Below are 12173 nucleotides of genomic sequence, written 5' to 3' on the forward strand. Positions count from 1 at the left end.
TTTATGGGCGCGGTGATGAGGTTCATCGGCGAATCTACTCGTCGCCTGATCCACCGCTATCGCGGCCTTGCTCAAGCTCGACGGTTACCACAGGGGAGCGGCGGTGAAGCCCCTCCCTGACGCAATCTTCACATAAAACGCGGAGCATTCGCCGTGATTGAACTGTCCCCTACTGATCAGCAGTTTTTCAACCTCACTGACGATTGGAGTTCTTCATGGCGAAAATCAACCTGGCCCAGCAGTTGGCGACCACCCTTGAACAGGCGGGTATCAAGCGCATCTGGGGCCTGACCGGCGACAGCCTCAATGGCCTCACCGACGCCCTGCGCAGCATGGACAGCATCGAGTGGATGCATGTGCGCCACGAAGAAGTGGCCGCGTTCGCCGCCGGCGCCGAGGCCGCCGCCACCGGTGAGTTGACGGTATGTGCCGGCAGTTGCGGGCCGGGCAACCTGCATCTGATCAATGGCCTGTTCGACTGCCATCGCAACCATGTGCCGGTACTGGCGATTGCTGCGCAGATTCCGTCCTCGGAGATCGGCCTGAATTATTTTCAGGAAACCCACCCTCAGGAGCTGTTCAAGGAATGCAGCCACTTTATCGAGCTGGTGAGCAACCCCGAGCAGATGCCCCACGTGCTGCATCGGGCCATGCGTTCGGCGATCCTCAATCGGGGCGTGGCGGTGGTGGTGATCCCGGGAGACGTGTCGCTGCTGGAGGTGGAAGACAAGCTCAAGCCGTGGCCGGCGCTGCATGCTCCGCGCACATTGCCGGCCGAGGCCGACCTGCAGCGCTTGAGCGATATGCTCCAGAGCAGCGAGAAAGTCACGCTGCTGTGCGGCAGCGGTTGCGCCGGTGCCCATGACCAGGTGGTGGCGTTGGCCGACGCCCTCGGCGCGCCGGTGGTGCACGCGCTGCGCGGCAAGGAACATGTGGAGTGGGATAACCCGTTCGATGTGGGCATGACCGGCCTGATCGGTTTCAGCTCCGGCTACCACGCGATGCTCGACTGCGACACGCTGATCATGCTCGGCACCGATTTCCCTTACCGTCAGTTCTACCCGACCGATGCCAGGATTATCCAGGTTGACCGCGACCCGCAGGCCCTGGGCCGACGTACGACGCTGGACCTGGGCATCGCCGCCGATGTCAGTGAGACCCTCTGCGCGCTGCTGCCGCGTCTGACGCGCAAGACCGATCGCAGCTTCCTTGAAACCTCCCTGAAGCATTACGAGAAAGCGCGCCAGGGCCTGGATGACCTCGCGCAACCGTCCAAGGCGGATCGACCGATCCATCCCCAATACGTGGCACGCCTGCTTAGCGAACTGGCCGATGATGATGCGATCTTCACCGCCGATGTCGGTTCACCGACCGTATGGGCCGCGCGCTACCTGAAGATGAACGGCAAGCGCCGCCTGATCGGCTCGTTCAACCATGGCTCCATGGCCAACGCCATGCCCCAGGCCATCGGCGCGCAGGCGGCGTTCCCGGGTCGGCAGGTGATCTCGATGTCGGGCGACGGCGGTTTCACCATGTTGATGGGGGATTTCATTTCGCTGGCGCAATTGAACCTCCCCGTCAAAGTGATCGTGTTCAACAACGCGTCACTGGGTTTCGTCGCAATGGAGATGAAGGCCGCAGGCTACCTGGACACGGGCACCGAGTTGAAAAACCCGGATTTCGCGGCCATGTCCAATGCCATGGGTATCCTGGGGATTCGCGTGGAACAATCCGAGGACCTTGAGCCGGCCCTGCGCCGCGCGCTGGCCCACAACGGCCCGGTGCTGGTGGATGTGGTCACGGCAACCCAGGAGTTGGTGATGCCGCCGACGATCAAACTCGAACAGGCCAAGGGGTTCAGCCTGTATATGCTCAAAGCGGTGATGAGCGGGCGTGGCGATGAAGTGATCGAACTGGCGCGCACCAACTGGCTGCGCTGATCCAACGGCGGGAGGGGCAGACCCCTCCCGCATTCGGACTCATTGTTCAATTCAGCCCTGTTGTTTTTCGACCCATTGGCCGTAGGCATCAATAAATGCCTGCAGGAACGGCCTGGTCTTTTCCGACAGCTTGCCGGCCTCATCGAACACACTGCCCGCTCCGCCCAGGTAGGCTTCGGGCTGTTGCATGCACCACACGTCAAGAAACACCAGGGACTGGCGCAGGTGATGGTTGGCTCCAAAGCCACCAATGGCGCCCGGCGATACGCTGATGATCGCTCCGGGCTTGCCGCTCCAGGCACTCTGCCCGTACGGGCGCGACCCGACATCGATGGCATTCTTCAACGGCGCCGGCACGGAACGGTTGTATTCGGGCGTTACGAACAGCACCGCGTCGGATGAACTCACCTGTTGACGGAAAGTGCTGTAGGCTTGCGGCGCGCCTGGTCCGTCTATGTCCTCGTTGTAGAGCGGCAAATCGCCAATTTCAACAATACTCAGTTTCAGGTTGGCAGGCGCCAGCTCGGCCAGGGCCAAGGCGACCTTGCGGTTGATCGAGTCTTTTCTCAAGCTGCCAACCAGGACGGCAATCGTGTAGACCTTGCTCATTGAGGTTTCCCGACGTCTGACTAAAGGAGCCTGTAGTTATAAAGATTTCACCGCGCGCGCACCAGCGGGTTTTGAGAATGCTGCATAAGTTGGCGCGCAATCACATGCGTGGGAAACGTCTGAAATTTTAAACGAATAGTATTTTTTTCTTATAGGTAAACTACCCCGCTCCCTGACGGTCTACAGAACCGCAAATCGAGTGTTTATCTCCAGAGGTTCTAAACAGATGGCAGCAGTACTAGTCGGACAGTTTCATGCCAGAGACGCAGAAGGCCGCGTATATTCGGTGCATGAGTTCCAGGAATCCGAACCGGCGCAAGGCGACCTGGCGGGCTCGGCGCCTGCCGTCACCTACAAGCTGGCCATTGGCGACCGGGTGGAGAAGCTGGAGGGTGATGAGTTCAGATTGATTCAATCGGGCACGATCCTCGTACGCGAATCGAAGAACACCCTCGCCTCATAAGATTCAGCCTTCACCACCTGCCCAGTCCAGGCGACTGGGCTGGGGATGCTCACGGGCTGCGGATTTGCGTCACTTCGATGCCCTGCTCGCCTTGCTTGAGCGTCACCACCACCTGCCCTCTTTCCCCCTCCACCGCATACATCGAGCGCGTATAGCCCGCCCGGTCATAAGCGGGATAGGCCTGCACCTGCCTGATCAACGTGATACCGAGCACCGCGCCCACCTGCTCGCCGACCCGTTCTTGGGAGCGAATAAACGCTTCAAGTGCGAGGTCCTCCGGTGTGTGTTCGGCGTGATTATTGAAGAAGTAAGCCGCCATGCATCCCACGGTCACCAGGACCAGCAGTTGCTTGGCCGTTACCCCGAAGAGTGTCGAGGGTAGAGGCATTTGAGACCAGACCTGTTTTTGTTGTAAGTACCGGGTCACCGGCATTGGTCGTTGCTGATCAGACACAGCATTCTAGTAGGGTCGTGGCGCAACGCCATAGGCCGGGGCGACGCGCGCAGTCTTTTTTGCGCACAAAGCCCTGCGCCATTGAATCCCCAACGCGCTGCACATAGACTCCGGCCATGCGTTTACGTCATATCGAAGTGATTCAGGCCATCTTGCAGACCGGGCACCTCGGCACGGCCGCCGAGTGGTTGCAACTCCCCGTGGGCGAGGTGGACGCCACCCTCAAGGATGCCGAGCTGCAGCTGGGCTTCATGCTGTTTGCCAGTGTACGCGGGCGCCTGCAAGCCACCCGTGAAACCCTGGAGTTGCAGACGCAAATCGCGCCCCTGTACGAAGCACTGGAGCCGATACAGCGTCTGGCCAGCCGCTTGAAACACCATCACGCGCCGACCTTGCGCGTGCTGTGCACCCCGCCGCTGGCAAGCCAGTTGTTGCCACACAGCATCGCCCTGCTGCGCCGACGGTTCCAGGACACGCCGTGCAACCTGTCGAGCCAGCCGACCCGGGAAATCGTCCGCAGCCTGTTGCTGCATGAAACCGACGTGGGCCTGAGCCTGCACGATCCGGAGCACCCGCACATTCAAAGCAGCGTACTGGCCCAAGGCAAACTCCAGTTGCTCGCCCCCCATGGCTGGCTCAAACCCAGGCAGAAGTACATCGCGCTGCAGGACCTGGCGGGACAGTCGATGATTGGCCTGGAGGGCCAGGACCCATTGAGCCGCCTGCTGGACGCCAAGCTGCAAGCCTTGCGCCCGCTGCCGGTGGTGCAGACGCGGGTGCAGACGTACCAGATGATGCGCAGCATGGTCGAAGCGGGCGAAGGCCTGGCGGTTGTCGACCCGTTCACCGCCTTCGGCGCTCGGGACGCGGGGCTGGATGTGTGCCCGATTTCACCACCGATCAGTGTCAAGCTGTATGCGCTGACCCTGCACGACGGGGCCGCGTCACCGGCCCTGAGCGCGTTGCTGGAGATCGTCACGCAAAAGGCCGACAACCTGCTGACCACCGAGATGAAACCGCAGTAGATGCGGCCTCAGATCGAACTGACTTCGGTCTTGAACAGCCGATACCAGAAAATCGCCACTTCACGGGTTTGCGGGTCAATCCCGCGATAGCGCAGTTGATCGATTCCCCCCATTACATACCCGCTACGTTCATACAGGCGGCAGGCACCCAGGTTGTTGTTCTGGGTTTCGAGCATCATGCCCGGCAGGTTTTTCTTGCGTGCCCAGAATTGCGCCACATCCAACAGCGCCTTGGCAACACCGTGACGCCGCGCAGGCAGCGCCACCGCCAACTCGTCAACGTGGGCAAAACCGTTCCAGTTGGTACTGACCACGACGTGGCCGACGGCGCGATCATCCAGGTAGGCCATGAAGATCGCACTGTCGGGCGCGTTGCGAAAGCTGGCGAATTCTTCCGGGTCGATGCCGTAGCACTTGCGGTACGGCAGGATGCGTTCCACCGGCCACTGATCGACTCGTTTGTCCATCTGCGGCACGCCATAGGCACTGACCTCGAAACTGAAGTCATTGCCCCATACATAAGCATCGAAGCCTTCATCGGCGACTCGCACACTGAGCCCTGGATACTTCGGGTTCATGACAGCTTGCATAACGTTCCTTAACCTTTGATGCAATCGACGGTGTAACAACGACCACTGCCGTCATCTTCATGTTGCAGCCCATGCACATCAGCGACAAAGCCGGGAAAACTGCTGTCGAACGTGCGGGCGAACGCCAGGTAATCGATGATCGACCGCGTTGACTCGGTAAAGCGCTCGCCCGGCATGATCAACGGGATACCCGGCGGATAGGGCACCAGCATCACGGCTGCGATGCGTCCTGGCAAGGCATCGATGGACACCGCCTCCACTTCGCCCCTGACCAGCTGGTCGTAGGCGTCGGCCGGCTTCATCGCGATCTGCGGCAACACCGTGTACATGCGCTTGAGATGCCTGGCCGTCGCATTGCTGCGATAACAACTGTGCAACTGGTTGCACAGATCGCGCAACCCCAGGCCTTGATAACGGACCGGGCCCTGGGCATATACCGAAGGCAGGCAACTGGCCAGGCTGGCATTCGCATCATAGCTGCGCTTGAATTCCAGCAACTCGGTGAGCAAGGTACTCCATTTGCCTTTGGTGATGCCCATCGAAAACAACACCAGGAAAGAATACAGCCCGGTCTTCTCCACCACCAGGCCGCGTTCCCAGAGGAACTTGCTGACCACGGCGGCCGGAATCCCGCAATCGCTCAAGGCGCCACCGGCGTTGAGGCCGGGCATCACCAGCGTGACCTTGATCGGGTCCAGCAGCACATAATCTTCAGCCACATCGCCAAAACCATGCCAGTCGTCCTGGGGGTGCAGCAGCCAGTCGGCCGTGGCGACCCGATCGATACCGGCCACCGAGGGTGGCTGCCAGATGGAAAACCACCAATCATCGGCGGCGATATGCTGACGCAGATTGGCCAGTGCACGGCGGAAACTCAGGGCCTCGTCGAACATTTCCTGCAACAGCGAGCGTCCCGCCGGGCCTTCCATCATCGCCGATGCTACGTCCAGCGAGGCGATGATGCTGTATTGCGGCGACGTGGAGATATGCATCATGAACGCTTCGTTGAAACGGTCGCGGTCCAGCTGCCGCGCACCGCCATCCTGCACATGGATCATCGATGCCTGACTGAAGGCCGCCAGCAACTTGTGGGTGGAGTGCGTGGTGAACACCAGCGGGCTGTCCGGTGTCCGCAACGTGCCCATGCCATAGCGTCCGGCGAAAAACTCGTGGAACGCCGCGTAGGCATACCAGGCCTCATCGAAGTGCAGCACCTCTACGCTGTTGCCCAACTGCTGCTTGATCAGTTCGGCGTTGTAGCACAGGCCGTCGTAGGTGGAATTGGTCACCACCGCCAGCTTGACCTTCGCCGGGCGGCCACGGGTCAGCGGGCTGGCGGCGATCTTGGCGCGGATCGATTCGGGGCTGAATTCACTCAAGGGAATGGGGCCGATGATGCCCAGTTCGTTGCGTTCCGGGCACAGGTACAACGGGATCGCGCCGGTCATGATGATCGAATGCAGCACTGACTTGTGGCAATTGCGATCCACCAATACCAGATCGTCGCGGCCCACCATGGAGTGCCAGACGATTTTGTTGGCGGTGGAGGTGCCGTTGATCACGAAGAACGTATGGTCGGCGCCGAAGTTGCGGGCGGCGCGGGCTTCGGCTTCGGCCAGCGGCCCGGTGTGATCGAGCAGCGAGCCCAGTTCGGGGACGGAAACGGACAGGTCCGAACGCAAGGTGTTCTCGCCGAAGAACTGATGAAACGCCTGCCCTACCGGGCTTTTGCGATACGCCACACCACCGCCGTGGCCCGGGGTATGCCAGGAGTAATTGGAGTCGGCGGTGTGTTGCACCAGGGCCTTGAAGAACGGCGGCAACAGGCCATCGAGGTAGGCTCGCGCAGCGCGGGCGACCTGGCGCGCCAGAAACGGTACGGTGTCTTCGAACAGATACAGAATGCCGCGCAGCTGGTTGAGTTCGCTCATGGCGTCAGCCGGGGCGTTTTCCAGGGTGACTTGTTCGCCCAGGGCGAAGATCGGCAGGCTGGGCGCCCTCACCCGCGCCAGGCGGATCAGCTCGACCATGTTTTGCAGCAAGTGGGTGTTTTCCCCGGCGCCTTCTGCGGCAATCAGCATACACGCAAGGCCATGGTGGGTGGACGCCACCAATCGCCCTTCGGCGTAATCCACCGCAGAAAAGATACTGAAGCCCTCCTGCTCCAACTCCCTGGCAATGCCTCGAACCCGGTCACCGGCAACGGTGTCAGCCTTGATGTCACGGTGCACGATAAGGACGGGAAACTTCAGGTCTTTGTACATGAGCGCTCCTACTCCTGAGGGCTTGCACTCAGGGTAGAAGCTGGAAGCGAATGTGGCGAATGAAGATTTCGAAAACGAGGGAAGTAAACTGTGGGAGGGGTATGAGCGCAGATCCCCTGTGGGAGGGGGCTTGCCCCCGATAGCGGTGGGTCAACCAACATCAATGTCTGCTGGGCCGACGCCTTCGCGGGCAAGTCGAATCGTCGCACCGCCCCGCGCACAGTTTTACCGCGATGAACCAGGATTACTGCTGCGTCAGCTGAGTCCACAGCGCCGGCGCGCCGGCCGCCTTGGCAATCGCTTCCAGCCGCGCGGCATGCTCGGCCAGATCCTGCTCGCTGGCACGGATGACAGGCGTGGGCCTGCGGTCAGCCGGCAGGCGACGGATCTCCGAGGGACGATTGCCCGAGCCTTCCGCCGAACCGCTGCCATCGGTTGCATTACCGGCCAGCGACAGGCTGGTCTGCCCACCGGTCATGGTCAGGTAAACGTCAGCCAGGATCTCGGAGTCGAGCAAGGCGCCGTGCAGTTCACGCCCGGAGTTGTCGACGCCATAACGCTTGCACAAGGCATCAAGGCTGTTGCGTTGGCCGGGGTGACGCTCGCGGGCCATCATCAAGGTGTCGAGGATCGAGCAGTGCCGGGAAATATCCGCTCGGTCCATCTGCCCCATCAAGGCAAATTCATTATTGATGAAGCCGACGTCGAACGCCGCGTTATGGATGATCAGTTGGGCGCCGTTGATGAACTCGAAAAACTCATCGGCCACTTCGGCAAAGCGCGGCTTGCCCTTGAGGAATTCGTCGGTGATGCCGTGGACGCCGATCGCGCCTTCGTCACTGTCGCGGTCCGGTTGCAGGTAGACGTGGAAGTGACGACCGGTCAGGCGGCGCCCCATCAGTTCGACGCAACCGATTTCGATGATCCGGTGACCATCGGTCACCGGCATGCCGGTGGTTTCGGTATCGAGTACAACGGATCGGATGGCCATCAGGGTTCAGCTCTCAACGGTGTGTAGATCAAAGGGCGCGATGTTAACACGTCAGCCGGCATCAGCTCTGCTTGTAGCCGCGCACTTCATCCACGCCACGGTTGGCCAGTTGGTCGGCGCGCTCGTTGCCTGGATGGCCGATATGCCCGCGCACCCATTTCCAGGTGATGTCATGGCGATTGCATTGCTCATCGAGCAATTGCCACAGGTCGGCATTCTTGACCGGCTCCTTGGACGCCGTCTTCCAACCGCGCTTCTTCCAGTTGACCATCCACTCGTTGATGCCCTTCATCACATATTGCGAGTCGGTCACCAGCAGGACGTCGCAGCGCCGCTTGAGCTCTTCAAGGCCGCGAATGGCGCCCATCAGTTCCATACGGTTGTTGGTGGTATTGGCTTCGCCGCCCCACAACTCCTTCTCCACACCCTTGCACACCAGCAACGCGCCCCACCCGCCGGGGCCGGGGTTGCCCTTGCAGGCGCCATCGGTGAAGAGCTCTACACTATCGGTCATCGGTTATTCGGCCTGAATCAAAAAGAGGTTTTACGGTTGGCGTTGTTCGCGGTTGACCTTGGCCAGCGGCATCGGTACCAGCTTGCCGAGCGGTTCGCGGCGCACTTGCTGCACCGGCCGCAGCCCGACCGCGATCTTGCGCGCCACCAATAAATAGAAGCCGCCACCCGACAGTTGCCAGGCCCCGGCACGGCGTTCCCAGCCGGCGAGGCGGCCCTGCCACTTGGCGGACGCAAGCGGCGGACGATAGCACCCGAAGCGGCGTTTCTCCAGCGCGAAGCCCAGCAGGTTCAACCAGTCACCCACCCGTGAAGGCGCGATGCAACGCGCCTGGCGCAGACCGTCCTGGGCGAACACGTGGCGCAGGCCCCAGCTGCTCCAGGGGTTGATGCCAACAATCAGCAAATGGCCACCCGGGCGCACGCTGCTCGCGGCTTCGCGCAACAAACCGTGGGGAGACAGGCAGAAATCCAGGCCGTGCTGCAACACCACCACATCGGCGGCGTGTTCGCTCAATGGCCAGGCCTGCTCCTCGCAGACGATTTCCACGCCCGGCAACGGCGCCCCCAGGCGTACATTGCGTTGTACCTGCGGTGCGCACGGCGGCGGCTCGGCCGAGGGGCCGTAATGCACCAGATAGCCACCAAAGAATCGGCCCAGCTCGTCGTCGAGCATGCGCCGTTCTTCATCCAGCAGAAACTGCCCCAGCGGCCCGGACAGCCATTCGCGGGCGGCACCGATCAGAGCCAGCCACTCAGGATCGGCCTGGGCGAACGCTTTATCAGTCATTGCATTCTCCAATTCGCCTAGACGTTCTAAGATGCACCAATGTGTTCAGCTTGGCGAATCGAAGAATGATACAGATCAGTGCCCTGCCCGCCTTCACCGATAACTACATCTGGTTGTTACAGGATGAGCGAAGCCAACGTTGCGCCGTGGTCGATCCCGGTGACGCCGCGCCGGTAATCGCGTGGCTTGAGCAGAACCCGGCCTGGGTACTCAGCGACATCCTGGTCACTCACCATCACCATGATCATGTCGGTGGTGTCGAGCAACTCAAAAAGCTGACCGGCGCCAACGTCTACGGCCCTGCGAACGAAAACATCCCGGCACGGGACGTCGACTTGCAGGACAACGACCGCATCACCGTGCTTGGCTGGGACTTCGTCGTGTACGCAGTGCCCGGCCACACCCTCGGCCATATCGCGTATTACCATCAAGGCGTGCTGTTGTGCGGCGACACTCTGTTTGCTGCCGGTTGCGGTCGGCTGTTCGAAGGCACGCCGCAGCAGATGCATACCTCACTCGAGCGCCTGGCCGCCCTGCCCGCCGACACCCTGGTGTACTGCACCCACGAATACACACAAAGTAACCTCAAGTTTGCCCAAGCCGTGGAACCGCACAACACCGACATCGCGCAAAGGGTGGCGCAAGTCGCCCAATTGCGCGCGCGCGGCGAAATGACGCTGCCGTCCAACCTGGCGCTTGAAAAACGTACTAATCCTTTTCTGCGCACCTCTGAAACATCCGTTAAACAAAAAGCGGACGAACGGAATGGACGCGACAACCGCTCTGGGGCCGAGGTGTTTGCTAGCTTGAGGGCCTGGAAAGATAAGTTCTAAGCGGAAGCGATCTGATACGAAATTTCTGAATGGTTGACCGGAACCAAAGCGCTTTCTAGAATCGCCCGACATTTTTGCCCGGAACTTACTTCCAGCCAATGTCGTCATCTATTCGTAATTCCATTTCTTCAGACGCATTGACCCGCCTGGCTCAAGCCGTGGCGGTGGCTGTCTCCGCAACTCTGGCGGGCTGCCAATCGACCAATTACGCTGCACAATCCACCGTGCAACCCAAACCCAATCTTGCTGCCAAGATCAAGCAAAAACCTATCTGGCTCTCAGAGAAGCCCAGCCCCGAAGTGCCCCAGGATGTCTGGGAACGCATGCGTCGGGGCTTTCAATTGCAGGATGGCGTCGGCGTCAACCCACGCATCGAACAACAGCGCCTGTGGTTTGCGAGCAACCCGTCCTTCCTGGAAAACGCCGGGGAACGCGGCAGCCTCTACATTCATTACATCGTCGAGCGCCTTGAAGAGCGCAACATGCCCCTGGAACTGGCGCTGCTGCCGGTGATTGAAAGTGCCTACAACCCAATGGCCTATTCGCGCAGCGATGCGGTCGGTTTGTGGCAATTCATTCCCTCCACCGGGCGCTACTTCAACCTGCGTCAGACTCGCGCCTACGATGGCCGCCGCGATATCACCGCCTCCACTACCGCCGCCCTGGATTACCTGACCCGCCTGCATGACATGTTCAACGGCGACTGGCTGCTGGCCCTGGCGGCCTACAATGCGGGTGAAGGTACGGTCAGCCGGGCCATCGAGCGCAACGAGAAGCTCGGCCTGCCGACGGACTACTGGAACCTGCCCCTGCCCCAGGAAACCAAGGACTACGTGCCCAAATTCCTGGCGCTGTCCCAAGTGGTGCTGGCGCCTGAGGCCTACGGCGTCAACCTGAACCCGATCGCCAACACGCCGTATTTCGAAGTGGTTGAAGTCAAGCAAAGCATGGACCTGTCCCGGGTCGCTGCGCTGGCGGAAATCGATGAAGACGAGCTGTTCCAGCTCAACCCGGCCCTGAAACAACGCACCACCCTGGATGGGCCCCAGCATCTGCTGGTGCCCACCTCCAAGGCGCAACTGCTCACCAGCACCCTGTCGACGATGAAGCCCGAAGAGTTGTTGAGCATGCGCCCGAAGAAGCCGGTGTTCGACGAAGTCGAGACCAAGGCGGTTGCCGGGCGTACCCGCAGCTACAAGGTGCGCACCGGCGACAATCTCACGCTTATTGCCAAGGCCAACAAGGTCGATGTGCATGACCTGCAGCGCTGGAACAAGCTCAACGGCCAGGCGCTCAAGGTCGGCCAGACCCTGGTGATGCAGGACACGCGTAAAGCCGCTGCAACAAAGCCTGTGCAGTACAAGGTCAAGAAAGGCGACTCGCTGTACATGGTCGCCAAGCGCTTCAATGTCGAGATGCAACACCTCAAGCGCTGGAACCCGCGTACCGGCCAGGCGTTGAAGCCCGGCCAGATGCTGGTGGTTTCGGGGCCGCGCTGAGGCCTCAGAAACACTGGGGAACTCATGTGGGAGGGGGCTTGCCCCCGATTGCGGTGGGTCAGTCAGCCCGTATATTGACTGACACACCGCTATCGGGGGCAAGCCCCCTCCCACATTGGATACTCAGTGATTTCAGCAGCCTTTTTCCATCCGGAACAAGCTGTTACTGTACCGATCATAAAGCCCAAGCCGCCCGGATCGG

12 protein-coding genes are annotated in these 12173 nt (G+C 60.8%); 5 read left to right on the plus strand and 7 right to left on the minus strand.

The genetic code is table 11. The features are described 5' to 3' along the window. Positions 1-215: 215 nt before the first annotated feature. Positions 216-1940, plus strand: a complete 1725-nt coding sequence (gene poxB / locus CIB54_RS19840; RefSeq protein WP_101220736.1) for a ubiquinone-dependent pyruvate dehydrogenase — start codon at positions 216-218, stop codon at positions 1938-1940. A 51-nt stretch (positions 1941-1991) separates the two neighbouring features. On the opposite strand, the gene CIB54_RS19845 is transcribed toward poxB, so the two are convergent. Continuing rightward, positions 1992-2549: an NADPH-dependent FMN reductase gene (locus tag CIB54_RS19845; RefSeq protein ID WP_101220737.1), complete on the minus strand. Its 558-nt coding sequence runs from the start codon at positions 2547-2549 to the stop codon at positions 1992-1994. Between the two features lie 226 nt (positions 2550-2775). Between CIB54_RS19845 and CIB54_RS19850 the strand changes: the two genes are divergently transcribed. Then, on the plus strand, positions 2776-3012 hold the full coding sequence (locus CIB54_RS19850) for a hypothetical protein (RefSeq protein WP_065952428.1): 237 nt from the start codon (positions 2776-2778) through the stop codon (positions 3010-3012). 49 nt (positions 3013-3061) lie between these two features. Here CIB54_RS19850 and CIB54_RS19855 read toward each other — a convergent pair whose 3' ends face one another. After that, positions 3062-3400, minus strand: a complete 339-nt coding sequence (locus CIB54_RS19855; RefSeq protein ID WP_065952436.1) for a hypothetical protein — start codon at positions 3398-3400, stop codon at positions 3062-3064. Between the two features lie 182 nt (positions 3401-3582). On the opposite strand from CIB54_RS19855, the gene CIB54_RS19860 reads away from it, so the two are divergent. After that, positions 3583-4491, plus strand: coding sequence for a LysR substrate-binding domain-containing protein (locus tag CIB54_RS19860; RefSeq protein ID WP_065952427.1), 909 nt, complete (start codon positions 3583-3585; stop codon positions 4489-4491). 8 nt (positions 4492-4499) lie between these two features. Here CIB54_RS19860 and CIB54_RS19865 read toward each other — a convergent pair whose 3' ends face one another. From CIB54_RS19865 to CIB54_RS19885, 5 genes are all read right to left on the minus strand, one after another. Beyond that, a complete protein-coding gene (locus CIB54_RS19865) occupies positions 4500-5081 on the minus strand; it encodes a GNAT family N-acetyltransferase (RefSeq protein ID WP_065952426.1) in 582 nt (193 codons plus the stop codon). Positions 5082-5089: 8 nt separating this feature from the next. Next, positions 5090-7345, minus strand: a complete 2256-nt coding sequence (locus CIB54_RS19870) for an Orn/Lys/Arg family decarboxylase (protein ID WP_065952425.1) — start codon at positions 7343-7345, stop codon at positions 5090-5092. A 244-nt stretch (positions 7346-7589) separates the two neighbouring features. After that, on the minus strand, positions 7590-8330 hold the full coding sequence (gene dnaQ, locus CIB54_RS19875) for a DNA polymerase III subunit epsilon (RefSeq protein ID WP_162515432.1): 741 nt from the start codon (positions 8328-8330) through the stop codon (positions 7590-7592). A 67-nt stretch (positions 8331-8397) separates the two neighbouring features. Further along, on the minus strand, positions 8398-8850 hold the full coding sequence (gene rnhA / locus CIB54_RS19880) for a ribonuclease HI (RefSeq protein ID WP_101220738.1): 453 nt from the start codon (positions 8848-8850) through the stop codon (positions 8398-8400). A gap of 30 nt (positions 8851-8880) precedes the next feature. Next, positions 8881-9639, minus strand: coding sequence for a class I SAM-dependent methyltransferase (locus CIB54_RS19885; RefSeq protein ID WP_065952423.1), 759 nt, complete (start codon positions 9637-9639; stop codon positions 8881-8883). A gap of 65 nt (positions 9640-9704) precedes the next feature. Between CIB54_RS19885 and gloB the strand changes: the two genes are divergently transcribed. Together gloB and CIB54_RS19895 are read left to right on the plus strand one after the other, a co-directional pair. Next, entirely contained in the window at positions 9705-10472 is a 768-nt protein-coding gene (gene gloB / locus CIB54_RS19890) for a hydroxyacylglutathione hydrolase (RefSeq protein ID WP_101220739.1), read from the plus strand. Positions 10473-10570: 98 nt separating this feature from the next. Continuing rightward, the gene (locus tag CIB54_RS19895) at positions 10571-11971 is read left to right on the plus strand and encodes a transglycosylase SLT domain-containing protein (RefSeq protein WP_065952421.1); all 1401 of its coding nucleotides are present in this window, start codon (positions 10571-10573) and stop codon (positions 11969-11971) included. Positions 11972-12173 lie beyond the last annotated feature (202 nt).

It is taken from the genome of Pseudomonas fluorescens, assembly GCF_002837185.1.
Classification (GTDB): domain Bacteria; phylum Pseudomonadota; class Gammaproteobacteria; order Pseudomonadales; family Pseudomonadaceae; genus Aquipseudomonas; species Aquipseudomonas fluorescens_AM.